At 46.2% G+C, this 23,560-nt stretch carries 20 protein-coding genes and 3 pseudogenes; 9 read left to right on the top strand and 14 right to left on the bottom strand.

What is annotated here, in order from left to right:
* Window positions 1–187 precede the first annotated feature (187 nt).
* The gene (locus ACLQ6D_RS02415; protein ID WP_411725659.1) at window positions 188–721 is read right to left on the bottom strand and encodes a hypothetical protein; all 534 of its coding nucleotides are present in this window, start codon (window positions 719–721) and stop codon (window positions 188–190) included.
* 338 nt (window positions 722–1,059) lie between these two features.
* Between ACLQ6D_RS02415 and htpG the strand changes: the two genes are divergently transcribed.
* Window positions 1,060–3,006, top strand: coding sequence for a molecular chaperone HtpG (gene htpG, locus ACLQ6D_RS02410; RefSeq protein WP_411725658.1), 1,947 nt, complete (start codon window positions 1,060–1,062; stop codon window positions 3,004–3,006).
* Window positions 3,007–3,151: 145 nt separating this feature from the next.
* On the opposite strand, the gene ACLQ6D_RS02405 is transcribed toward htpG, so the two are convergent.
* The 5 genes and pseudogenes from ACLQ6D_RS02405 to ACLQ6D_RS02385 form a co-directional block, all read right to left on the bottom strand.
* The gene (locus ACLQ6D_RS02405; protein ID WP_411725657.1) at window positions 3,152–4,471 is read right to left on the bottom strand and encodes a hypothetical protein; all 1,320 of its coding nucleotides are present in this window, start codon (window positions 4,469–4,471) and stop codon (window positions 3,152–3,154) included.
* A gap of 202 nt (window positions 4,472–4,673) precedes the next feature.
* Window positions 4,674–5,363, bottom strand: a complete 690-nt coding sequence (locus ACLQ6D_RS02400; protein WP_411725656.1) for an HAD family hydrolase — start codon at window positions 5,361–5,363, stop codon at window positions 4,674–4,676.
* Window positions 5,364–5,555: 192 nt separating this feature from the next.
* Window positions 5,556–5,702, bottom strand: a complete 147-nt coding sequence (locus ACLQ6D_RS02395; RefSeq protein WP_411725655.1) for a hypothetical protein — start codon at window positions 5,700–5,702, stop codon at window positions 5,556–5,558.
* Window positions 5,703–5,852: 150 nt separating this feature from the next.
* Window positions 5,853–6,286: pseudogene (locus ACLQ6D_RS02390) on the bottom strand (IS110 family transposase); the annotation flags it as partial.
* A gap of 208 nt (window positions 6,287–6,494) precedes the next feature.
* Window positions 6,495–7,358, bottom strand: a complete 864-nt coding sequence (locus ACLQ6D_RS02385) for a dimethylarginine dimethylaminohydrolase family protein (protein WP_411725654.1) — start codon at window positions 7,356–7,358, stop codon at window positions 6,495–6,497.
* A gap of 98 nt (window positions 7,359–7,456) precedes the next feature.
* On the opposite strand from ACLQ6D_RS02385, the gene ACLQ6D_RS02380 reads away from it, so the two are divergent.
* The 3 genes from ACLQ6D_RS02380 to pqqE all read left to right on the top strand — a co-directional run bounded on the left by ACLQ6D_RS02380 (window position 7,457) and on the right by pqqE (window position 9,259).
* Entirely contained in the window at window positions 7,457–7,627 is a 171-nt protein-coding gene (locus ACLQ6D_RS02380; protein WP_411725653.1) for a hypothetical protein, read from the top strand.
* Window positions 7,628–7,857: 230 nt separating this feature from the next.
* Window positions 7,858–8,130, top strand: a complete 273-nt coding sequence (gene pqqD / locus ACLQ6D_RS02375; protein WP_411725662.1) for a pyrroloquinoline quinone biosynthesis peptide chaperone PqqD — start codon at window positions 7,858–7,860, stop codon at window positions 8,128–8,130.
* Window positions 8,108–9,259: a pyrroloquinoline quinone biosynthesis protein PqqE gene (gene pqqE / locus ACLQ6D_RS02370; protein WP_411725652.1), complete on the top strand. Its 1,152-nt coding sequence runs from the start codon at window positions 8,108–8,110 to the stop codon at window positions 9,257–9,259. Before pqqD ends, pqqE begins: the two co-directional genes overlap by 23 nt.
* A gap of 29 nt (window positions 9,260–9,288) precedes the next feature.
* On the opposite strand, the gene ACLQ6D_RS02365 is transcribed toward pqqE, so the two are convergent.
* On the bottom strand, window positions 9,289–9,498 hold the full coding sequence (locus tag ACLQ6D_RS02365) for a hypothetical protein (RefSeq protein ID WP_411725651.1): 210 nt from the start codon (window positions 9,496–9,498) through the stop codon (window positions 9,289–9,291).
* 403 nt (window positions 9,499–9,901) lie between these two features.
* On the opposite strand from ACLQ6D_RS02365, the gene ACLQ6D_RS02360 reads away from it, so the two are divergent.
* The 4 genes from ACLQ6D_RS02360 to ettA all read left to right on the top strand — a co-directional run bounded on the left by ACLQ6D_RS02360 (window position 9,902) and on the right by ettA (window position 14,024).
* Window positions 9,902–10,804: a DMT family transporter gene (locus ACLQ6D_RS02360; protein ID WP_411725650.1), complete on the top strand. Its 903-nt coding sequence runs from the start codon at window positions 9,902–9,904 to the stop codon at window positions 10,802–10,804.
* A gap of 276 nt (window positions 10,805–11,080) precedes the next feature.
* A complete protein-coding gene (locus tag ACLQ6D_RS02355) occupies window positions 11,081–11,290 on the top strand; it encodes a cold-shock protein (RefSeq protein WP_411725661.1) in 210 nt (69 codons plus the stop codon).
* 329 nt (window positions 11,291–11,619) lie between these two features.
* Window positions 11,620–12,105: a polyketide cyclase / dehydrase and lipid transport gene (locus tag ACLQ6D_RS02350; protein ID WP_411725649.1), complete on the top strand. Its 486-nt coding sequence runs from the start codon at window positions 11,620–11,622 to the stop codon at window positions 12,103–12,105.
* Window positions 12,106–12,359: 254 nt separating this feature from the next.
* Window positions 12,360–14,024: an energy-dependent translational throttle protein EttA gene (ettA, locus tag ACLQ6D_RS02345; protein WP_411725648.1), complete on the top strand. Its 1,665-nt coding sequence runs from the start codon at window positions 12,360–12,362 to the stop codon at window positions 14,022–14,024.
* A gap of 407 nt (window positions 14,025–14,431) precedes the next feature.
* On the opposite strand, the gene ACLQ6D_RS02340 is transcribed toward ettA, so the two are convergent.
* The 5 genes from ACLQ6D_RS02340 to ACLQ6D_RS02320 all read right to left on the bottom strand — a co-directional run bounded on the left by ACLQ6D_RS02340 (window position 14,432) and on the right by ACLQ6D_RS02320 (window position 22,045).
* Window positions 14,432–15,367: a Gfo/Idh/MocA family oxidoreductase gene (locus tag ACLQ6D_RS02340; RefSeq protein ID WP_411725647.1), complete on the bottom strand. Its 936-nt coding sequence runs from the start codon at window positions 15,365–15,367 to the stop codon at window positions 14,432–14,434.
* Between the two features lie 131 nt (window positions 15,368–15,498).
* A complete protein-coding gene (locus ACLQ6D_RS02335; RefSeq protein ID WP_411725646.1) occupies window positions 15,499–18,252 on the bottom strand; it encodes an EAL domain-containing protein in 2,754 nt (917 codons plus the stop codon).
* A gap of 80 nt (window positions 18,253–18,332) precedes the next feature.
* The gene (locus ACLQ6D_RS02330; protein WP_411725645.1) at window positions 18,333–19,619 is read right to left on the bottom strand and encodes a hypothetical protein; all 1,287 of its coding nucleotides are present in this window, start codon (window positions 19,617–19,619) and stop codon (window positions 18,333–18,335) included.
* Window positions 19,588–20,034, bottom strand: coding sequence for a hypothetical protein (locus tag ACLQ6D_RS02325; RefSeq protein ID WP_411725644.1), 447 nt, complete (start codon window positions 20,032–20,034; stop codon window positions 19,588–19,590). Before ACLQ6D_RS02325 ends, ACLQ6D_RS02330 begins: the two co-directional genes overlap by 32 nt.
* Window positions 20,035–20,422: 388 nt before the next feature.
* Window positions 20,423–22,045 (bottom strand): protein adenylyltransferase SelO, encoded by a 1,623-nt coding sequence (locus ACLQ6D_RS02320; protein WP_411725660.1) that lies wholly within the window; start codon window positions 22,043–22,045, stop codon window positions 20,423–20,425.
* 462 nt (window positions 22,046–22,507) lie between these two features.
* Here ACLQ6D_RS02320 and ACLQ6D_RS02315 point away from each other — a divergent pair.
* Window positions 22,508–22,823 (top strand): annotated as a pseudogene (locus ACLQ6D_RS02315) (integrase core domain-containing protein); the annotation flags it as partial.
* A 57-nt stretch (window positions 22,824–22,880) separates the two neighbouring features.
* On the opposite strand, the pseudogene tnpA reads toward ACLQ6D_RS02315, so the two are convergent.
* Both tnpA and ACLQ6D_RS02305 read right to left on the bottom strand, forming a co-directional pair.
* Window positions 22,881–23,312: pseudogene (gene tnpA, locus ACLQ6D_RS02310) on the bottom strand (IS200/IS605 family transposase).
* 65 nt (window positions 23,313–23,377) lie between these two features.
* Window positions 23,378–23,560, bottom strand: a 183-nt coding sequence (locus tag ACLQ6D_RS02305; RefSeq protein WP_411725643.1) for a hypothetical protein, incomplete at its 5' end; no start/stop codon positions are given.

Below are 23,560 nucleotides of genomic sequence, written 5' to 3'. Positions count from 1 at the left end.
GATATATTTTTGACATCAAACCGACCACTTGGAGAAATTAATCCTCCTTTGTCAACACTGTAAGGCGTAGTCCACACGGTACATTACCATAGCGTTATGCACTGTGTTGATGGAGTTTCGTTTGGCGGGGACGCTACCCTTATTTTGAAGCTGCTTGGTAATTGGGCGCTTGGTTAGCCTGGAATAATCATATCCGCTTCAGCCCCGTCAAGGGATTATAGAAATACTCATCTTCGGCAACCAGTTCGGCTTCTGGATGCTTTGAGTTCATGACCGTTTTGACTATCGTTTCCCTGTCTTTTCGGGCATAAATCAAAATCAAATATTTGCCGGCTTCGATGTCATCATGAAATAGGGCGACTTTTTTATTCTCGCTGGCAATGCCTACCAAGCCGCCTTCCCAAGCGCCGAACAAGGTCAGTACAGCAACTACTGCAAAATAAGCGATGCCCGGCACGTCGGAGCCGAAAGGTTTAGCGGTATCCATCCAGTTTGCTGCAAACAGTCCCACGATAAAACCGATAATCGCACCGATGATGCCGAAACGCAGAATATCCAATTGTTCTAAATAATTACTCGAATGTATCTTTTTTTTGCTAAGCCCCGCTTCATCCTTGCTTAAAACATGAATAAACCAGTTGCCAATACCTGCCTCGTGCAGATCGTCGCTAATATGGCCGGTGCTATCGAGAGTAGAAGTGAGGTAATAAATACATTTCATCGATTTTCTCCGTTTGGATGGAAAATAAGCCTTGTATCTGAGGCCAAGGTTTACTGCTAAAAGTTTTGTTAACCGACCATTGATCCCCAGAATTTATTGTTAAGTTGCCCATTAGACCGATACTTTATAAAAAATACTCACTCGGTTTGCTGCTCTGTGAACAACCAAAGCCGAGCGGGGTATGTTACCTCATCTCATGCGAGGTGGGGTAGGACGATTTGTGCCGCTATCTATGCTACAGCTTATCCAGATATTGTAAAATCCCACACGCCCTTGAAATAATAAAATCTGCCCTTACATCAAAAGCAGTTTATTTCACCACATTAGGAACAGGAAAAATGTCTGTCAAAGCAAAAAAACAAACCTTAGGTTTTGAAACTGAAGTAAAGCATCTTTTACATCTGATGATCCACTCCTTGTACAGCAACAAGGAAATCTTTCTGCGCGAGTTAATTTCCAATGGCTCTGATGCGGCGGATAAGCTGCGTTTTGAGGCATTATCCGATGACAACCTGTACGAAGGCGACAGCGAATTAAAGATACGTTTAGCTTACGATAAAGACAAGCGCACCATTACCGTTACCGATAACGGTATCGGCATGACTCGTGCCGAAGTGCAGGAACAGATCGGTACGATTGCCAAATCAGGAACCAAACAGTTTTTTGAAGCATTGACGGGCGAGCAAGCCAAAGACAGCGAATTGATCGGCCAGTTCGGTGTCGGCTTTTATTCCGTTTTTATCGTCGCTGACAAAGTGACCCTGACCACGCGCAAAGCGGGTGCGAGCAAAGAGGAAGGCGCACGCTGGGAATCGACAGGGGAGGGCGATTACACGCTGGAAACGGTAGCTAAGGAGCAACGCGGCACGGAAATCGTCTTGCATCTTAAGGAATCGGAAAGCGAGTTTTTGGACGGTTATCGTATTCGTGCCATCGTCAAAAAATTTTCCGATCATATTTCCTTGCCGATTGTGATGGACAAAGAAGCCATGCCGGGAATGGACGATGAGGAAAATGAAGAAGGCGAACAAGAGAAAAAACCGGTCGCACAAGTCGAAGAAGAAACCATTAACAGTGCCTCGGCCTTATGGACGAAAGCCCGTCAGGACATTTCTGATGAGGACTACAATGAATTCTATAAGCATGTAGGCCATGATTATCAGGATCCTTTGACGCATGTACACAGTAAAGTCGAAGGTGTTAATGAATATATCTTATTGCTTTATGTACCGTCACATGCGCCGTTTGATCTTTGGGACAGAGAACCCAAGCACGGAGTAAAACTTTACATCCGTAAGGTCTTTATTACCGATGATGCGGAACAACTGATGCCTCGCTACCTGCGCTTTATTCGTGGTATTGTCGATGCCAGTTCGCTGCCGTTGAATGTGTCGCGGGAGCTATTGCAGCAAAGCAAGCAAATCAGCACCATCAAATCGGGAGCCGTCAAGAAAGTATTGGGCATGCTGGAAGGCTTGGCAAAAAATAAACCCGAAAAGTATGAAAAATTCTGGTCGGAATTCGGCCAAGTCATCAAGGAAGGCCCAATTGAAGATTTCAGCAACAAAGGGCGGATTGCTAAATTGCTGCGTTTTGCTACTACCCTTGCCGATACCGACAAGCAAGAAGTATCGTTGGAAGCGTACGTCAGCCGGATGCAGTCAGGCCAGGATAAAATCTACTATGTCACCGCAGAAACTTTCGCTGCCGCAAAAAACAGCCCGCATCTGGAAATTTTCCGCAAAAAAGGCATTGAAGTCTTGTTGTTGTCCGACCGGGTTGATGAGTGGCTAATTTCCCACCTGGATGAATTCGACGGTAAACATTTGCAATCGGTAGCCAAAGGCGACCTTGATTTAGGTGCGCCGGAAGATGAAGAAAGCAAAAAAGAGCAGGAAGAAGCCAGTAAAGGTTTCGAGTCGGTTATCAAGCAAATCAAGGATGTGCTGTCTGATAAGGTTAGCGAAGTCCGTTTAAGCCATCGTCTGACCGAATCACCCGCTTGTCTGGTTGCCGATGTTTACGGCATGAGCTTGAACATGGAGCGCATCATGAAGGAAGCTGGGCAGTCGATGGGCATGGGTATGAACAGAAAGCCGATCTTTGAAATCAACCCCACCCATGCTTTGGTGGCGCGGCTGAAAGTTGAGCAGGACGACGAGCGCTTTGCCGATTTGACCCATATACTGTTTGACCAGGCGATATTGAGCGAAGGTGGGCAATTGGATGATCCTGCCGCTTTTGTCCATAAGTTGAATGGGTTGTTGCAGGGGTTGTTAAGGTAATTACGATAGGATGCGCCGAGCTACGAGGCGCATCAATCGAGAACTCGAACGATGCGCTTTCACTTCGTTCATCCTATGGCACTTGTTTAGTAGGATTTTATCGAAATTTATTGTTGGAGTTCGTAAACTCACTCCACCTATCGTGTTAGCAATTTGGTCTATAGATGTATCCAGTCGATCCCTGCACATGATCAATCCAAGCGTCATCTGGGTTGTTCGGATTAATATGTAAGAAGTCGGTGTGTTTTCTAAAACATCCCCTAAATGCCCCATCAATCTTGAGCATCAGCTCCACTTGAGGACTCTGATCCTTTACTTCTTTCTTAAACTCTTGGTTCATTTTTTCGGATAGAGAAGATAGAAATCGTGCCACTTGAGGATCGAGAGATAATTTTCTATTCTTTGGTTCACTCAGCCTGCCATATAGAAACAGGGGGCGTATTTCTAACTCACCGTTTTGCTTCTTGAGGAATATTTGCTCAACAGTTCCATCTGTTTTTTGCTCGAACTCATTTTCATTATGAAGAATTCCACTCAAAATGATCCAAGGCTCACCTTTAGGCAGATCGAACGGACGCGCTGCATCCAGATTAAAACGCATCATGTTCTGCGGCCAACATGCTTGCTTACGATCCGGACTATACGGCTCTTCATCTCCCGTTGTTCCTACCCCCCCTTTTTCTTTTGTTATCGCGAAGAAGCGTTCCTCAAAAATTGAACGAGTCCCACTGCCCTGAGTTGTCATAAAGAGGAGATGAGGGGCAGTATTAAAGTCCTGGTTCGTACAATCCCAGACAAGAGGCATAATGTCACTCAGTTCGGTAAAGGTCCGGTCATATTTTTCACTCTTTTTCACCTTTGGAGCGCTACCGCCAAATAGGTTGCTGAACACCTCCCTCACCTTTCTCTGTTTCCCCCCACTGTCACTCCCCCCTCCTAGTGTTACCTTTAAAGGGTCAATGCCAATTTGGATCTCAAAAAACCGATCTTTCTCAGGTCTCTGAACTTGGAATTCTTTAATCTCAAGCTGTTTTGACGCCATGGCCAAAAATGGCACCTCAGGAAGGCGATCATTGTCTTTGTCTTGATAGGCATCCGTCAGGAGACGTTGCCCGGCATCGGAACTCCCTTCTAGCACAAGCACTTTTGGAGTGGCGTTTTCCTTAAGAAGAGAAGGAAATACTTCTTTGAGATATCCATGGACAGATCCGCTTCCTATTAACATTAGGTCTGGGTTTTTTTTCTGAGGCTGAAGCAACAGGCCGACAATACTACAGCCAAGCATGAGGGTGATAAGGAACAAAAGCTGCTGCTGTGCCGGACTATTTTCTAAACGCTTCCATTTAAAAATAATAAAATTAAATAAAATACAATAGCAACGGGAACTGACCAGAGAAAAACGCTCGCTCGCTCGTACAGATTTTCTAGTAGAGATGGGTTGTTTGTGAGCAACGCTAAAACCCACCCTGTAACAACAGGACCCGAAGCAAATAGGACACCGACAATTAGACTAACGAAAATGTCATGCCAAAGTTTACTCTCCATAAGTTGCTCCCTCAATTCCTGAAGCTAGAGTTGTTATTTTCATAAATTAAGATATTTGAAGCTGTACTTCAAAACTTCTTCCATTTAAAAACGTTTGTCTTTTTCGTAACACTCTATGATTTTTATAGTAAGCTTTCCATGTAAACGAGGACATCACTCACGGTCGGAAATCGTCTCAGATGATCGTTTTCAGACCCAATCTCCTGATTTCCCACGAGGAAGAGCGATTCGCATTCGTTAGCCATAGGAATATCTGTTTTCCCGTCCCCAACCGCGACAACCATGTCTTTATCTAAATCGTATGCCGTCCTAAGTGCAGCCAGCGCTTTCCCCTTATCTACCCCTACCGGCAGTATATCGATTGCATCTATATGTTCCCACACAACGATTTTCTCCAATAATGGAGAGGTTAACTCTCGCAGTAAAGAGACAAGGGCAGGCATCTCCCCTTTTGTTTTAGGAAAAATAGTAAGTTCGACCTGATTCGGCTGTATCCATACAGTATCATTGAAACATTGTATAATTTCGGCTTCTAACACCGCAAATTCAATTGGTCTTTCCGCAAGTCGTATTTCTTTCATTAGTAAAGGGTCAAAAATGACACAACCATTTTCTCCAATCAGCAATGGGGCTTGTAACCCGATGCCTCGAGCAAGACCTGTCAAGTAGGCGATGTTCTTTCCAGAGGCGAACGCAATTCTACACCCTCGTTCTTCCAGGCTGCGTATTTTCTCTGCTACTTCTTTGGTCACAGGCCTGCTCGGAGCGGCAATTGTGCCATCGACATCAAACACTAGTAGTTTTAGCTTCATAATTGTTTAGTCCCACAATTAAGTGGTCTGGATTAATAGTAAAAATAACACGGTAAGGTGCAATCCGTATCCCGTATGTTGGGTATTTTGTAGGTTGGTGCTGACGTAAGGAAGTCAGGTAGGGTACGCATCGCGTACCTTCACGATGTTTAATGGTACGCGATGCCCGCTCTACTTTGCTGATCAAACTCTTTACCAATCAGGCGCAACACGATGTTGTTTCAGGTTAGATTTATCAAAATTTTCCCATAAATCCGCATACCGGATGTGGCTGACAGGATGTTGTAATTCCCCGGCAATTTCTGCCAAAGGCTCCAGCACAAACGCATAGCGTTCCATAAGCGGTGACCTGTTTGTCCAGTTCGACGAGTTTGTCGTACAAGTCTGAGAACAGTTGCCGCGCCGATATCGTCAAGCCGTTCTCTGCATCCTCTAATAGTTCTGGCAGCCGTCGGCGTAACTGCGCCAGCCCCGCCCCGACGACTAGCCCTCACCCAACAGGTCCCGTGTCCGGTTGGCATGGGCAGCGCGCTTTTTCACTAGGCCACTACGCACTCGGCGCAGCATCTGAATGTCCTGTTGCCCAATGCTTTTACCGGCACGAAACGCATGTTGGGGCGGTCCACCGCCTCGCAGATGGCTTCCGCGTCGTTGGCGTCGTCCTTGTTGCCTTTGACGTAGGGCTTGACGAACTGGGGGCTGACCAGCCGGGCATCATGCCCCAGCTTGGTCAACCCCCGCGCCCAGTAGTGCGCCCCGGTACAGGCTTCCAAGCCGACCAAGCACGGCGGCAGGTTGGCGAAAAAGGCCAACATTTGGCTGCGCTTGAGCTGTTTGCGTAATGCGGTTTTACCGTGCGCATACACACCATGTACCTGAAAAACGTTTTGTGCAATGCCTAATCCAATTGCCGTGCTATCCATGGCGGATTCCTCTTCTTCTGTTAAGGGGTGGCTTTACCCTTCCACTTTGGCACATCGCGCTGCCGTTGGGAAGGGGAGGGGATCCATACCATTATCCTTGCACTGTAAAACAATCCGGTAGTCAGGACATAGCCCTGACAAACACGGCATAGTTATAATAAGTGGGCTGTGCGGGAGTCTTATAAGTAGCCATGGAGCGCTGCGCTGTTTAATTATAGAGTGTTAGGGTGGTGCAGCGGATAAAGCCGCCGCCTTTGCCGAGCTCTACTACGTCTTGGGGGAGGGTTTTGAGGCCGTGGGCTTCGATGGCTGCTTGGAGCTGAGGTGCGCGGTTGCTCATGATAACGGTTTCGCCGGTGGACACGAGGTTGCAGGCAAAGCCTTGCTGGGCTTCTTCCAAGCTAACTTCAATCTTCTGTAAATCAGTTAATGCCCGAATCTTCTCCTGGCTTTCAGCAGTGAATGCCTCAGGGCACCAAGCAATAAGGTCTGACTTTAACACTGATATTGCCAGGTCGATATCGTAGAAAAAGCTCTCTGGCCAGCCAGTTTCGGCATTGATAATTGGCGTACCATTATTGTCCAGCGCTGGAATCGTCTGGAGGCTAACAACGCCGTAGCCAAAGATGTCAGCGACGAAGTCGTGGGCGGCAGCGTCGGTACGGTAACTGGTGCCCGCAAAGAGGTACTTGCCGCAGCGCAGGGCATCACCCTGGCCGCTAAAACGGATGCTGGTTGGCAAATGGATTATGGTTTTGCCGAGTTCACGCAATATCTTCTCGGCGTATGGCTGCTCGGCCTGGCGCTTGTTGGGCAAGTTTGACATAACAGCGACCTCACCACCAACCAACGCCCAGTTGGCGGTGTATACGCCGTCTTGGCAATGTTCTGGGGCGGGAACTTGGATAACGGTCACACCGGCGCTTTCGAGCGCATGGCGAATGTTGATATGTTCTGCAGCCGCCCGGTCGCTATCAACGGGGACAGAGGAGTCCATGTACGCGTTAATAGCAAATTCGTCGCTGAAGTGCTCAGTGCCAGACATCAGGACGGTGGAGTTGAGGTGAGGCATAGTCTAGTTAGTATACGATATGCAAGAAGACTAAATGGGTTGTAATTTGATAGCTTATATGCTATTTACCACAAATGGAGTTTATTGAACACCAAGTTGTGTCTCCAGAGGTAGTTCCCCAGAGCGAAGAGGCTTTTTATAGCGATATTTTCGAGATGTTTGGCGAGCGTACCTGCATGCTTGAGCAAGAGCGTCGGCTGTTGCCGACCCGCGACGTGGTGACAAAAAAATACGACGCTGAACTGGATGAACCAGCTGTAATCGCCTAAAAGTCCACCAAATTTTAGTTGGGTTGTAAAACTCTACCTGATTACGTAGCACGTAGGGCGGGTCGAGACCCGCCCTACAACCTAACCATTTTCGCCCACCTCATGATTGCAATAGACTGGATAAAACAAGACCGTAAGGCGGATTCGCTTTAGCAATCCGCCATTTGTACAGCACAGAAATGAATTGGCGGTTCGCTAAAGCGAAACCGGCCTACAATAAAACGCAAAAAATGACCATCAACCCAAACCAACCCATCAAATTCTCCCCCCTGCATCGATTGCAATGGGAAGAAGCGCAGCAAAAATATGTCATTCTATATCCCGAAGGCATGGTAGAACTTAACCAAAGCTCTGCGGAAATCCTGAAATGTTGCGATGGTACACGTAATCTTGCCCAAATCATCAGCGATCTTGAACAAAAATTTACAACCACAGGTCTCACTAACGACATTACCGCTTTTCTTGAGGTCGCTTTAAAAAATGGCTGGATCAACCAAAACTAGTATCACTCCTCCGCGCTGGTTGCTGGCGGAACTTACCTACGCCTGCCCGTTGCAATGCCCGTATTGTTCTAATCCGGTGAATTATGCCAAATACCCATCCGAATTAAGCACGGACGACTGGAAACGGGTGTTGACAGAAGCCCGCAAAATGGGTGCGGTGCAACTGGGTTTCTCCGGCGGCGAACCGTTAACGCGCAAAGATTTGGTCGAACTGGTCAAACATGCGCGGGAACTGGGTTATTATTCCAACCTGATTACGTCCGGCTATGGACTGACAGAAGCAAAAATTATCCAGCTAAAAGAGGCGGGGCTTGACCATATTCAAGTCAGCATTCAAGCCAGCACTCAGGAGCTTAACGACCACATTGCCGGTACGACCTCTTTCCATCACAAGAAAGAAGTCGCCCATCTGGTGAAAAAACACGGCTATCCGATGGTCTTGTGCGTGGTCATTCACCGTGAAAATATTCACCAGATGCCTGAAATACTGGCAATGGCAGAAGAATTGGGCGCGGATTACCTGGAGCTCGCCAACACGCAATATTACGGCTGGGCACATGCCAACCGTGATTTATTGCTGCCAACCAAAGAGCAATTTGAACAAGCTGAACAAATCGCACAAGACTTTAAGGAAAAAGTCGCTGGCAAAATGAAAATCTACTATGTCGTGCCGGATTATTATGAAGACCGCCCGAAAGTCTGCATGAATGGTTGGGGTACGACTTTTTTGACCATCGCTCCCGACGGCGTGGCCTTACCTTGCCACTCCGCCCGCGAGTTGCCCGGCCTGGATTGCCCTAATGTTAACGACTACAACATTCAGGAAATCTGGCACGAATCCAAAGCCTTCAACTTTTTCCGGGGCTTTGAGTGGATGAAAGAACCCTGCCGTAGCTGCGATGAGAAAGAAAAAGATTTTGGCGGCTGCCGTTGCCAGTCTTATTTGTTAACTGGAGATATGTACATTGCCGATCCGGTGTGCAGTAAATCGCCAGATCACGCGGCTATTCAGCAAGCCATAGATTCAGCAAAGGCTTCGGTCAGTTTGACGAGTGAAGAAAAACCGCTGATTTTTCGCAACACTAAAAATTCCAAGACTATGAGTTCTGCTAGCGACACAATCCTTTAAATTTTTGCTAACGGTGAAACAATCCTAATTTAGTCCCTAACCGACTTTTCAAGCTGGCGACATTGCCCATCATCAAGCCATCGCTCACACCAAACATTTAAGGCTACGGCGCTGTCCTTCATCAGTGCAAATTCGCGCTGTGCCTCTCCAGGCTGGGCTTTAGGCCACCAGGAATGAATATCCATTTGCCTTTGGATATAATGGCGGGCGGCTTCCACTTCGGTTTCCGTAAGATTCATGGCGAAACTCCTTTTGGTGTCATTGAATGCCTGTGCCGGGCAACTAACTGGGCGAATGATAAGGCCGTAATTGGCTGATGTAAACATTCATGATGAAAGTAAGATTTCTAAGGTGTTGGACAATATGGCAGAAATGTTATGAAAGTTAAGGAAGTATTCTCCCTCTCCTTGTAGGAGAGGGCTGGGGTGAGGTGAATAAAAAGGGGAAATACTTTGGCGTTCCCCCTCATCCTAACCTTCTCCCTCAAGGGAGAAAGAACTAAACCCCTTAACATAACGACATTGCGGTGGTATCGGTTAAAAAATACGGTATCCTGATTCGCCTTATAATCCAAAAACGATTGAATTATCGCCAGATTACCCGGGCGGCCTGTATCCACTTTTTTCGTGATTAACTAATCCAATGCGTATTACGCTCGCTTACATCAGCGTGGTTTTGCTCTGGGCAACCACGCCACTTGCCATAAAATGGAGCGGTGAAGGCCCTGGTTTTTTGTTTGCTGCCACCAGCCGCATGGCTATTGGTGCGGCTTGCATACTGTTTGCGTTAGCAGTTTTGCGTAAATCATTGGCCTGGCATCGTAAGGCCAAGATGACCTATCTGGCAGTTGCCTTGCAAATCTACGGCTCTATGATCGCCGTTTATTGGGCTTCTCAATTCATCCCGTCCGGCTGGATTTCAGTCATATTCGGCCTTGCACCGCTCATAACAGCGTTAATGGCGAACCTTTTACTCAAGGAGCATCATTTATCATTCAGCAAATGTTGTGCATATAGCTTAGGAGTTAGCGGCTTATACATCATGTTTGGATCTGCCTTGCACTCAGGGGAAAGCGCGGTATTGGGCATAGCTGGGGTATTGGTTTCCACCTTTTTGCAGTCGGTCAGCGCCGTCTGGATAAAACGCATTAACGCAGGATTGCCCGCTTTAGCTCAAGTGGCAGGTGGCTTGGGACTGGCACTGCCCGCTTATCTAATCACCTGGGCAATGGTTGATGGTCAATGGCCCGACAATTTATCCACTGTCAATCTAGCGGCCATTATTTACTTGGGGACGGTCGCTACAACGGTTGGTTTTCCCCTTTATTATTATCTGCTTACCCATTTATCAGCCACCCGTGTCGCACTGATTTCCCTAATGACTCCGGTCATGGCGTTAATGTTAGGCCATCTCGTCAACCATGAACCTTTAACCGAGCAAACACTGACCGGAACGTCGTTAATCCTTGCCGCATTGGTCATGCACGAAATGTTTGACCGGCTTACATTTTCCAATCTAAAGTGGATGAGCGGAAATAAGCGGTAACGAAAAAGCAAATAAATCTATTCATATTGTAATCAATGCGTTACAAACAGTTTCTAGTCGATGGCAATTACCCTGGGACTTGATTAATTTATTTTTGTTTTTTCTTTGTTTTATTCGGCTATGGATCGCTTCTAATCCTTGCCATGCCTGCTTAAAATGTTTTGCCCTCCTTATCTTTTTAGTGCTACCATTGAAGGGCGTTAAAAGTTGAGCCAGTCCCTGGACTGGATTTTGTTAAGCCAACTTAGATTGGCGTTTTTACTAAATGAGTTCGATATGGCAGATCAAGTTGTAGGTACCGTTAAGTGGTTCAATGATGAAAAAGGCTTTGGATTTATTGCCCAGGAAGGCGGCAAAGATGTTTTCGTTCACCATAGCGCGATTAATGGATCCGGTCGCAAAACTTTAAAAGAAGGCCAAAAAGTGACAATGGAAGTTACACAAGGTCAAAAAGGGCCTCAAGCTGAAAACGTAACCCCTGCTTAATCTAGTTCGTTCGGGTCACGCCCTCAAAAATCTGTTGGTTTTTGAGCCCTATCCAGTACTGCAAACTTTTCGAGCCTTAAAAAATGTTACCGCGACGCTGAGTTAACCAGGACATAGTGCTGTTTTGGTGTTAACTTGACCGCGTGTTTCGAATTTTCTCAGATTAATTCGAATTAACCCGGCATCCTATGCCTATTCCCTATGTCCATTGATAACAGATACCGAATTCCTGTTAATGTTCTATCGTGGTCGATAAACTTTTAACATCTGTGCTGTTGGCTGTTGCTTCACTAACTGGCGTTAGCGGCTGAAGGACATTGAAAGGTATCGTGGATTTCAGGCCCGAATTCTCGCTAACGACTACATGGTCGATTCCTGCTTCCATAGGATTAACCTGGCTGTATCTGGTCGATACTGAAAAGTGGCCGCTATGGTGGAAATATGTTGTTTCCGTTCAGGAAGTTGCAGATGGCAGCCCAACAGGAATCGACAACGTAAGGCAATACCATTGGCATACGTGTTTACCCTATAGCCTGTTATTGAAGTTGCGGGTCACTGAAGTCCTGCCCTATCGTCGCTTGGCGGTTGAAGTGACCGGAGATTTGCTGGGCAGCGGGTCTTGTAACCTCAGTTGGAATTCTTCGTCGGAACACACCAAAATAGAATTTATCTGGCAAGTTCAACCCTGCAAACATTGGATGAACTGGTTTACAATATTGACCAAGCCCATATTTATCTGGAACCATAATCGAGTGATGCAACAGGGCGAACAGGGGCTGATACGGCATCTTTCCGCCATCAAACAAACACATTAACGTAACTAGTCAGCGTGTTTTTCAAACCAGCGGCTTTTTTCGCCACAGGGAACACAAAGAGCTGGTGTTACTGTTAAGGTTGATGAGAGGGAGGGGTATCTTGTGTTCGAGTAATCAATAAACTAACCATACCAACAAACTTCGTGCCCTCTGTGCCTTCGTGGTGGATAGTTACAATTTAACTGACCAATATGCCATGGCACTTTGTGACCTAACCTTAACATCCTAATTAATTAAGCAAATCTCCCTCAGCTATGGCCCAATATATATTTTCAATGAACCGGGTCGGCAAAATTGTGCCACCCAAAAAATATATTCTCAAAGACATTTCCTTATCGTTCTTTCCCGGCGCAAAGATTGGTGTACTCGGCTTAAACGGCTCGGGTAAATCCACCTTGCTGAAAATCATGGCGGGTATCGACAAGGATATCGAAGGCGAAGCCATTCCGCAGAAAGGCATCAACATCGGCTATCTGGCGCAGGAACCGCAACTTGATGCCAATAAAACCGTAAGAGGCAATGTTGAAGAAGCAGTTGCAGAAACCAAGGCGATTCTGGATCGTTTTAATGAAGTCAACAATGCTTTTGCGGAGCCTGATGCCGACTTTGATGCACTCATCGCAGAACAGGCAGAACTACAAGAAAAGATTGAAGCCGCAGGCGCTTGGGAGTTGGAACGAAAACTCGAAATCGCCGCCGATGCCTTGAGATTACCCGATTGGGATGCTGATATTACCAAGTTATCAGGCGGGGAAAAACGCCGCGTGGACTTATGCCGTTTATTGCTGTCCAATCCCGACATGCTGTTACTGGACGAACCGACTAACCATCTGGATGCGGAATCGGTGGCTTGGCTGGAAAGGTTCCTGCATGAATATCCGGGTACTGTGGTCGCCGTCACCCATGACCGTTACTTTCTGGATAATGTGGCAGGCTGGATTCTTGAACTTGACCGCGGCTCCGGCATTCCCTGGGAAGGAAATTATTCCAGTTGGTTAGAGCAAAAGGGCAACCGTTTGTTGCAGGAAGAAAAACAAGAATCTTCACGGCAAAAAGCCATGAAGGCCGAGTTGGAATGGGTGCGTTCAAATCCCAAAGGCCGACATGCGAAAAGCAAAGCCCGTTTGGCGCGATTTGAAGAATTGTCTTCGGTGGATGTGCAAAAACGCAATGAAACCCAGGAAATTTATATTCCGCCTGGCCCACGCCTGGGTGATGTCGTTATTGAAGCCGACAACATCAGCAAAGGGTTTGGGGACAGGTTACTCATCAATAACTTGAACTTCAAACTGCCCCCTGGCGGTATTGTCGGTATTATCGGACCCAATGGAGCAGGTAAAACCACATTGTTTCGGATGATGGCAGGTTTAGAACAACCCGATACCGGAACGCTGACACTAGGCAAAACCGTTGAACTGGCTTATGTCGATCAGCTACGAGACGATATGGATGCCAACAAAACGGTCTTTGAAGACATTTCCGATGGCCTGGATATGATTACCGTTGGCAAATATGAAACACCTTCAAGAGCTTATGTAGGCCGCTTTAACTTTAAAGGGCCTGACCAACAAAAACGTATCGGCGACCTATCAGGTGGCGAACGCAACCGGGTTCATCTTGCCAAATTATTAAGGGCTGGCGGCAACGTCTTGTTGCTCGATGAACCGACCAACGACCTGGATGTTGAAACGTTGCGTGCCCTGGAAGAAGCGTTATTGGCCTTTCCAGGTTGCGCCGTCGTGATTTCGCATGACCGCTGGTTTCTTGACAGGATCGCAACACACATGCTCGCTTTTGAAGGCGACAGCAACGTGGTCTGGTTTGAAGGCAATTATGAAGATTACGAAGCCGACCGTCATCGGCGTTTAGGTAGTGATGCGGATAATCCGCATCGTTTGAAGTATAAAAAACTGGCTTGATGTTCCCGCTACTGTAGGGGCAATCCCTTGTGGTTGCCCCGATAACCACAAGGGGGTTGGCCTGATAACCACAAAGGGGTGCCCGGGCAGGCACAAGGCCTGCCCCTACAATGCTCACCATTTGAGTGATTAGTAATATTCTACAAGGAATAAATATTTCTTAGCTTAAACCTGATCACGAATATTTCAACCGATTTGTATTAGAACCGTAGGGTGGATTAGACGCGCAACCAATTGAAATTATAGATAAATAATGACTTACCGCGTGTCGTAATCCGCCATATCGCCGTTACCCCATTCGGCGGGTTATACCCTCTGGGCACAAGCGCCGCGCATAAGCAATTGTAATTGCTTAGTCTTAGTGGATTTGCGCGGCTAACCCGCCCTACAACACCCACCGTACACGGTTAATTTTCGCCTAATAGCCGGGTAATTTTAATCGCAGTCTCCAACGCCCTACGCCCCGCTTCCCCAGAAACTAAGGGGTTTTCACCGGTGTGTATGCAGTTGACGAAATGCTTGATTTCTTCCAGCAAGGCATCTCCGCTTTCAAAAACGGATTCTTCGGTTTCAATTTCAGGTATGCCAGGGAACATTTCCTTTTTACCCGTGCGATGCTTGGTCAATACGCGGTTTTGAAAATCCACGGACACATAAGAACTCGGCCTGAACATCCGCATTTTACGTTCCGTTTTCATGCTGATCCGGCTGGCGGTGACATTGGCGACGCAGCCGTTGGTAAACAATAGCCTGGCGTTGGCGATGTCCGTACCTTGTGTCAAGACAGCCGTACCGCTCGCATCGATCCGCTCCAGCTCCGAATCAACCAGGGCCAGAATAATGTCTATATCGTGGATCATCAAATCCAACACGACGCTGACATCGTTGGCGCGTGGATTAAACGGCGATAAGCGGTGTGATTCAATAAACAAAGGTTTTTCGTCCCTTTCTAACCCTAATACCGCCGGATTAAATCGTTCCAAATGCCCGACTTGCAAGACGAGCCGTTTCTCCTTAGCAAGTGCAATCAGTTCATCCGCTTCAGCAACCGTCACCGTAATGGGTTTCTCGACTAAGACGTGCGCCCCAGCCTCCAGAAAATCCTTGGCGACGGCATGATGGTAGCTGGTTGGGACGACTATGCTCACTGCGTCTACTTCACCGAGAATCCGCTTATAATCCGTATAGGCCTTAGCGCCGTTATTGGCAGCAACGCTGTTAGCGACCGCTTCATTCACATCGACGACTGCGACTAACTCACAATCAGGCAATGACGCATATTTTTGGGCGTGAAATTTGCCCAAATAGCCAGCGCCGATCACAGCACATTTTAGTTTTTTCATAGGCGTGTTTCTTTTGCTTCAACTGACAACCAAGTTCCCACGGTCGCCGATTATGTGGTTTGATCAGGCAAACGATTAGCGCGTACATTGTAATACAGCAGAAGGTACAGAAGCCTTGAAAATATGAATAACTACTCCAGGGCTTTAGGTTTGCCTATGTGGTAACCTTGCGCGTAGTCGATACCAAGCTCCCTGAGAGTAACCAATATATCTTCACTCTCAACATACTCGGCTACCGTTTTTTTGCCAAATGAGTGGGCCACTTCGATTAAAGCTTTGACAAAAGCCTTGTCATCAATATTTTTATCGAGCCGCCTGATAAGAGAACCGTCGATTTTTACATAATCGACTGGCGCATTTTCCAAATAGTGCAGCGAGGGATATTCAACCCCAAAATCATTCAACGCCAGTAAGCAGCCGAGTGCTTTAATCCTGTTAATCAAAACATTCGTTGATTGATAATTGGATACTGCGGCAGTATCTGTTATTTCAAAAATGATACTTTTTTGATCAACCTCTGGATTATCAAATAACTGGGCGAAATCATCAAAAATGGCCGGATCATCGAATGAAAGCTTGGAAATATTCACACTAAGCTTATATTTCTTGCCTAGCCTGTTAAACTCAATATGCTGCTCTACGGCTTTTTTCAGTACGATCCTGTCAATTTTGGCAATTAAACCCAGTTCTTCAGCCCGATACACAAAATCTGACGGCATAAGAAGTTGGCCGTCATCTTGTTGTAGTCGAACCAGACATTCAAAATGGCTAATCTTGTTGGACTTGACAGTAAGAATAGGTTGATAAAACAAGACAAATTTATCATTGGCAAGGGCATCTTCAAGAATTGTGCGCCACCGTATTGTCTGGTTTGATTTACTCAGGTAATCGTATTCCGGATTGTACAAATGATGCTGCCCGCGGCCCAATTCTTTAGCTTGGTACATGGCCAAGTCAGCATTGGCCATCAACATGCTGGCTGTCGAGCCGTGTAATGGAAAAACCGCTATGCCTATACTGGCGCTGGCTGTATAACTTTTGCCAGCACAAGTAAATAACTGCGCTTTAAGCACGTCATTGATTTTTATTGCGATATGATTTACTCCAGGCATGTCGGCATGTGGCATCAACAAAGTAAACTCGTCACCGCCTATTCGGCATAATAAATCCGTTGAACGAATGGCTCCCTTCAAAGCATTGGCCACCATCTTAAGAAAATTATCACCGGCTTCGTGCCCACTAGCGTCATTAATCTCTTTAAACCGGTCTAGATCTAGATAAAACAGGGCAAGCTGATAACCATAGCGCTCGGCTGAAGCCAATTTCTGGGTAAATTCTTCTTGAAATTTCCACCTGTTGCCTAATCCGGTCAGGTAATCGTAATAGGCCATCCTAATATTTCGGGCTTCTGTAATTTTGCGTTCGCTAATATCCAGGCCCAGCGTCAATATGGCTCTCTTGTCCCCCTGTTGCTTGAATGTCAAAATCTTGTGCAGCCAGGAAATGTCCCGAAGCTTCCCGGTCTCCGTCATTAATAATCCATCAGCTTGAACCTGATCGCCAAATTCGCCAGATCGTAACCGGTTCAATTTTTTTAGATGCTCTTGATCGGAATCTGGGAGAAACACATCGAAAACTTTACCGATGATGGTGCTGTTATCCGTTTCCAAGCTATCCACCCCGGCTTGATTTATCGTTAAGATGATCCCGTTCAGCTTTTGGATGATAATGATGATAGGAGCCAACTCAATCAACTGCTTAATAAAATCACGCTCCTTAGCTAACTCCTGGCTTTTTTCCAATAAGCTGAATGTGTGGACTCTCATCTCCCGCTCAAGGTGCTCTAGCTGGTCAGCCAGGTTTAATGCGGTAAAACTCAGCTTATCCAGTTCATCGTAACCCAAATTAGAGATCTCTATTACGGATATTTGTTCCCTAAATTGATCGAAATGATTCTTGGATAGCAGGGGTAACGCTTTTGAAAGTCTGCTAATACGACGCAATGAAACATGTAGGGCAAGTAGGATTAACAGCAGCGAAGCTAATAACCCCAGAAAACCGTACAGCCAGATACGTTTAAGATCTGCACGGAGATGATTAATATCCGCAGTGATGTCGTCTATGAGGAAAAAGAACGGCGGCTTGTTATTCCCGTTTGTTTGTTGTATAGGTAGCACCCGCACCTCATAAACCGCATTATCGAATTCAATATTTTTGCCAATGTTGAAAAACTCATCGATAGTGTAGTGCCGGGAGATAAACATGAAAATCGGCAAATTTTTTTCAGGTTGGGTCATACCGGACAACTTGTATTTCCATCGATTCCCTGAAGAAACCTTGGCTTTATCAATATCTGTACGGTCGGCTATTAAAATACCAATATCTGAATTCGTCGCATGCCTATATTTGATAATGACATCAGCAAAAGAACGGACTACGCTTAACACCTCGGTAATTTCCGCCGTCCCCATTACCGGAATAATTGCCTGTAGGAAACAGTTGTAAGGGCAGAATATTTGATGTTCTGGGACTTCGTTTTTCAGGACGCGCTGCACAGTGGCATCTGGGGGCATCGATGAGTTACCCCACGACTTGCCCCGTGCCCCTTGCTTGTCGAAAAAGGTAATATTCTCAATATCCCAGATCAATTGCCATCGCGACCAGTTTTCATCCAATGATGAAACCATATGATGCTGATCTTTTGTTACATCCGGTGATGGGTCATTGACGACCGAAACCAGTTCTGCAAACTGTTCCAACGCCAAAAACGAGTCATTGGTTAAGGTTTCAACGACACTGATATGGTTGCCCTGAATATTTTTCCGGTTATTTTCGAAATTATCCTGAGCATTCAAATACGAAACAAAAGCAAATACACTTTGCAATATGAGGAACACACTGCAGAACAGGATAGCTAATTTCCATCTTAAACTGAAAAATAAACTACTGTTTCCCATAGGTTTTGCTAAAACTTGGAGGATAATTGCAAACCATACAGATCCCAATCCTGTATGGTTTGACTTGGCACAGGATTATCGGCCTGCGGCAACCAGGCGGTACCATGTATACGATTATTATCTCCCCTGAGCATCCATGATGATGTAATATCCCACCGTAACCCAACCACCCAATCCTTCGCATAAGCAACATGCCTGGGGTAACCTAAGAGCAGGGCGCCATCTCCACCCCTGTCATCTTTATTTATTGAAACGGTATCATAGCGCACAGTCGCTTGTAGTTGCTGTAAAATGCGGTAGCTGGCTTCGACATACCAGCTTTCTGTAACAAATTTGCCTTCCGGCGCAAAATTACCGAATGTGTTCCAACGGTATTCATACTCCCCAGTCAGGATAAATTTTTCGCCGTTGTATTGCGCAGAAAACAGTAGCGGTTGTATGTGGGTTTCACTTTTGCGTAGTGTCTTTCCCAGTGCCGGATTATAGTCAAACTCCAGATCCATATAGCTTACGGCAAACACATATTCACCGCCGTTAAGCTCATAACTGAGTTGCGTGGCAATGGCTGGTTTTGTTTCAAATGACCCTTGGGCATCTCGTGTGCCCAATACGACGGTTTTGAGTTCATCGAAATCACTCGATGGCATTCCGGCATTAAACTTGAAGGCAAAATCGCCAAAATCGGTGCGTTGTTCGGCATAAAATGAGCCGCCATCTGCAGAAAGCAGCAGCGATCTTGAGCGGTCAAAATAAATGCCTTGGGGTAGCAGTATGGTCGGATGGGTAAAGGAAACGTCACGCGTTTCATTATATAAACCAAACGGAATTTTAATGCGCCCACCACGAAGCCCTAATTTCCCGCTATCATATTCAAGCAGTGTGAGATCTGCCAAAGCGAAATCCAGCCTTACACTGCCCCTATCGACATCGCCAGCCCGGCGATAGAGCCCTTGTGCCGCAAAACGCAACCTGTCCAAAGGTTGATAGCCCACATTAAGGCCAATTTCAGTTAGCCCCGGACTAATCCCATCATTACTTTGTCCGTAAACATTATTATCGGAAGAATGAAAAAAACCTTGTGTCAGAAAACCATGTACCTGAATTTCTTCCGGTAATAATTGAGATTCTGCAATAGCCGCCGCACTGTAAAATACAAGAAAAATACGAGCTGCCAATACTTGCCCCATCCTATAAGCCAGTTTCAAGCAATGCCGATCGCCTTCGCAAGAGATAGCTAAATGGCCTTGCCCCAGCAACAACCGCTTAATGATGTTCAAGCGAACGGATATTTTCATTGTCAGGCTTGCTGTTCAAATAGCCAATGGAATCAGGTGTATCGGCGATTTGATCTATCATTTCTTGTTCTGAGCCCAACTCAATCGGTGCCGATCCGGTTCCGGAGTAAGTCATCCTGTCCCAAATTTTCCTGATCTGATGGGGAAACATATGAAGGATGTTTTTGACAAAATCCTTATGAAACGGGTTGCTATCGGATAATATATAAACCTTAATTTGCCTGTGATTCGGCCAAAACCTTTTTTGCATGGTGAAGATAGTGCGGATGTCCACTGTGGAATAATCAGCAATGGGCACCGATCTATTGACGATTACCTCTGTAGCTGTGGCTGCGGGGGAATAAACAGCAAAGATGAAAAAAATAGCAAGAACACCACCGGAAGTCGGCTTGTTGCCATACCCAAGCTTCTGCAATTTAAAATCCCCGTATTTATTATTATCTAACGTCGTCCGTCATTGCCACGGTCAGCGTTAGTGATTGTAAATCAACATTATAAAACTTTCCTAGTGCAGCGCCTATTTTCGTCAGTCATAGTGCTGCGTTTCTAATACGGTGATATTTAACAATATCATTGATAGTCTAATCGCCAATACAACACGGTGCTGCACTAGTATATTGTTTTTTCAAATAATGTTGGCCTTATCGGCAGGTATTTGATCCCAGAAACACAATCTGGCTGACCTAGACCTAGTTTCTAACCATTTCTAATGCAAGAACTTGGACTGGCCGCATCATTTTTTTTGTGGGCACATCCGAATGCTGCAAAAAACGCTGATTGAATCAGCTTCCTTGCCAAACTGATCAGGAGCTGCAAGACAACATGGAACAACCCGCCCTATGACGCGCCCAATCAGGCCGTTTCGCAGCATGTTGCCCTTTTTCCGGCTGTTCGTCGTAAGGATGGCGCAGCAGTTCCAACAATTCATAAATCATTGCGAAATCGCCCTGCTCCGCTTTGTCTATGGCAAGTTGAGCCATGTAATTCCGAAGCACATACTTCGGATTGACGCAGTTCATGCTCTCGCGCCTGATTTCTGGGGAAATGCCTTCCTGTAGTAAGCGTTGGTTGTAGAGCTTAAGCCAATCAAGCAAGCGCGAAGTATAATTGGGCGTTTTCTGTTCATGGACATAATAAGCCTCAGCAAGCGGCGCCATTAGCGCCTCAATATGTACATTTTCGATAGGAGGGCCTTTGCCTAAATCGATCTTTGCCAGTTGTCGAAAAAAAATCGTCATGTCGGTTTCAACCATCTTCAACAAAGACAATAGCCCTGAAAATAGCTGATCGTCGCACCCTGGATCAAAATGGCCCAACCCTAATTTGCGGGTCATCATAAGCTGCCACAATTCTCCAAAAACCTCAGTAAACACATTCAATGCCTGTTGCAAGGGTTCTACCTGCCCAATCAGCGGATAAATGGCATTGGCTAACTGCCCCAAATTCCAGAAGGCACAGGCAGGCTGGTTGCTATAGCGATAACGTCGCTCTGATGCGTCGGTGGTATTGGGGGTCCAGTCGGGATCATAATTTTCTAGCCAACCGTAGGGGCCATAGTCTATAGTGAGTCCGAGGATAGACATGTTATCCGTATTCATGACACCATGCACAAAGCCGATCCGTTGCCAGTGGACGATCATTTCTGCGGTAGTCCGGCAGACTTCTTCAAACCAGGCCAGATAAGCCTCAGGAGATGGTTCGCCTAAATGTGGGAAGTGGGTGCTTAAGGTGTAATCCGTCAATCTCCTCAACAAATCCAGGTCCCCGCGTGCAGCGCATATCTGAAAATGCCCAAACCGGATAAACGAAGGCGCAACTCGGCAAACGATAGCGCCCAGTTCCGCTTTCGGATTGCCGTTATAAAACATATCCCGGACTACCTGTTCACCCGTCAGCACCAGACTTAACGCCCGTGTCGTTGGCACGCCCAGATGATACATGGCTTCACTGCACAGAAATTCACGCACTGACGAACGCAAAACCGCCAAGCCATCCGCCGTCCTGGAGTAAGGAGTCAAACCTGCCCCTTTGAGTTGCAATGCCCAACGGTCGCCTTGTCGATTGATGACATCCCCTAAATTAATCGCCCGGCCATCGCCCAGTTGTCCAGCCCAATGACCAAACTGATGACCGCCATAGCAAGAGGCGTAAGGCTCCATACCATCAACCAAACGATTGCCGACTAAGACTTGGACAAAATCATCAGACTCACAAACCTGTTTTGATAAGCCCAGTAAATCGGCGACTTCTTTGGCGTATGCGACTAATTTTGGCTTCGCCACTTTGGTGGGTGACACTCGTGAATAACAAGCACCCAATACCTGCCTGGGATAATTGAGAGGCTCCTGATCGCTCGGCAACTCCCTAACAAAGCGGTTATCAAACCTTAAGTGATCGAGCACATCAAATTGTGGTAGAGCATTCATTTTATTTAATGCCGGGGTTTGATAATTTTTGTCAAAAGCCCAAAAGTATGATGAGTAATCTTGCAAAGAAATAGCATGACAGACTTGGACAAAGATAACCAGCAAAGGAGCCTTTTCCATTCATTCTGCCTGGATAATGCCTGGGAGACTCTGTGAAGATATTATCCCAATCAGGCTAGAAAAAATAATTTACCACAGGGAACACGAAGGGCACGAAGAAAATAATCCAGTCAATTCATTATATTGAAAACTTCGTGTCCTTCGTAGTGAATAGCCTATTAAATTAGCAATGCCGGAGATGGTGGCATGGTGTAGGGCAATGGCATGGTCTCCTCCTTCTTAACGGCATCAAAGTGCCAGACTGGTAGAATTTGATTTCCAGACAAACAGGAAGAGGGATCCGAGACGGATATTAAACGAATAGGGTTAGATTTAGCAAAACAAGTTTTTCAAGTGCATGGCTTGGAGCAGCATGATTATCAGATCTATCTGGCCATCAATGACATTGACCATACGAAAACCAAAGCCACGTCACCGCAGACTAATGGCATATGCGAGCGCTTCCACAAGACTATTTTGCAGGAGTTTTACCAAGTCACATTCCGTAAGAAACTGTATGGAGATTTGGAAACCTTACAGAAAGACCTGGATGAATGGCTCGTTTATTACACTAGGGAAAGGACTCATCAGGGCAAAGTGTGTAATGGCAGAACGCCAATGGAAACTTTACTCAGTGGGAAACCTGATTTGGGATGGAAAAAACCTGAACCAAATCTAACCTGACAGACACCCTGAAAATTCGGTAACTGTCAGATCAGGTCTGAGCTAGTACAGTTCAGGGTTCTGTCCTAAAATTATCATCCCCTTTGGGTTCAAAATGATGCTCCAGATAGTTTTTTGTCATTTCTTCCGTCAATTCACCCGAAGTCACGCAAAATCTAATCATCTGCCCATTGTGTCGGCCCCAGTAGCGCTTTTTAAAGTCAGGAAGACTCTCGAACAACTTCATCGAACTTCTTCCTTATAATCCCCGCCTCATGATTTCGCTCGGTGCCAGATTAGGTGGCGCAGAAACCAGAACATGGACATGATCCTGGCTGACAACGCCTTTCAGGGTTTCTATCTCAAACGCTTCGCACACCTACCTAATCAGTTCTCGGGCTTTCAGGCCGACACCACCCTTCAAAACCTTGTAACGCTATTTCTTGACAAAGACAAAATGGTTATGAAACTTAAAAACCGTATGGCTTCCGTAACGGTAATCCATAAGCTTTCCCCCTTTTTATTCAAGGCAATACCATACGACAAAAAATCATAGATAAATCTGACCGCCTAAAAGGCGGTGGTTTTAACCTTACTACGGACTAATAAAAAGATCGATTTTGCCACTCGCTGCGAGACAGGAGTCGAGTAGTCCCCAGAAGCGATAGGGCTGGGCGTTTTCACGAAGCGTTTTTTTGCGTAGTGAAAATGCAAAGCATTCCGACATCGCGTCGAGTCATTGCGTAACCAATG

Origin of the sequence: Methyloglobulus sp. (assembly GCF_046714055.1) — a bacterium.
GTDB lineage: Bacteria > Pseudomonadota > Gammaproteobacteria > Methylococcales > Methylomonadaceae > Methyloglobulus.
The sequence above is the reverse complement of the archived record's forward strand: the minus strand, read 5'-3'. Positions and strand labels throughout refer to the sequence as shown.

What these genes read in the sequence shown, in the direction of transcription:
- ACLQ6D_RS02330 (WP_411725645.1), bottom strand. Translation starts at nt 19,619, where the DNA reads ATGAAAATATCCGTTCGCTTGAACATCATTAAGCGGTTGTTGCTGGGG.
- ACLQ6D_RS02395 (WP_411725655.1), bottom strand. Translation starts at nt 5,702, where the DNA reads ATGGAACGCTATGCGTTTGTGCTGGAGCCTTTGGCAGAAATTGCCGGG.
- ACLQ6D_RS02355 (WP_411725661.1), top strand. Translation starts at nt 11,081, where the DNA reads ATGGCAGATCAAGTTGTAGGTACCGTTAAGTGGTTCAATGATGAAAAA.
- htpG (WP_411725658.1), top strand. Translation starts at nt 1,060, where the DNA reads ATGTCTGTCAAAGCAAAAAAACAAACCTTAGGTTTTGAAACTGAAGTA.
- ettA (WP_411725648.1), top strand. Translation starts at nt 12,360, where the DNA reads ATGGCCCAATATATATTTTCAATGAACCGGGTCGGCAAAATTGTGCCA.
- ACLQ6D_RS02400 (WP_411725656.1), bottom strand. Translation starts at nt 5,363, where the DNA reads ATGAAGCTAAAACTACTAGTGTTTGATGTCGATGGCACAATTGCCGCT.
- ACLQ6D_RS02340 (WP_411725647.1), bottom strand. Translation starts at nt 15,367, where the DNA reads ATGAAAAAACTAAAATGTGCTGTGATCGGCGCTGGCTATTTGGGCAAA.
- ACLQ6D_RS02415 (WP_411725659.1), bottom strand. Translation starts at nt 721, where the DNA reads ATGAAATGTATTTATTACCTCACTTCTACTCTCGATAGCACCGGCCAT.
- pqqD (WP_411725662.1), top strand. Translation starts at nt 7,858, where the DNA reads ATGACCATCAACCCAAACCAACCCATCAAATTCTCCCCCCTGCATCGA.
- ACLQ6D_RS02385 (WP_411725654.1), bottom strand. Translation starts at nt 7,358, where the DNA reads ATGCCTCACCTCAACTCCACCGTCCTGATGTCTGGCACTGAGCACTTC.
- ACLQ6D_RS02365 (WP_411725651.1), bottom strand. Translation starts at nt 9,498, where the DNA reads ATGAATCTTACGGAAACCGAAGTGGAAGCCGCCCGCCATTATATCCAA.
- ACLQ6D_RS02320 (WP_411725660.1), bottom strand. Translation starts at nt 22,045, where the DNA reads ATGAATGCTCTACCACAATTTGATGTGCTCGATCACTTAAGGTTTGAT.
- ACLQ6D_RS02360 (WP_411725650.1), top strand. Translation starts at nt 9,902, where the DNA reads ATGCGTATTACGCTCGCTTACATCAGCGTGGTTTTGCTCTGGGCAACC.
- pqqE (WP_411725652.1), top strand. Translation starts at nt 8,108, where the DNA reads ATGGCTGGATCAACCAAAACTAGTATCACTCCTCCGCGCTGGTTGCTG.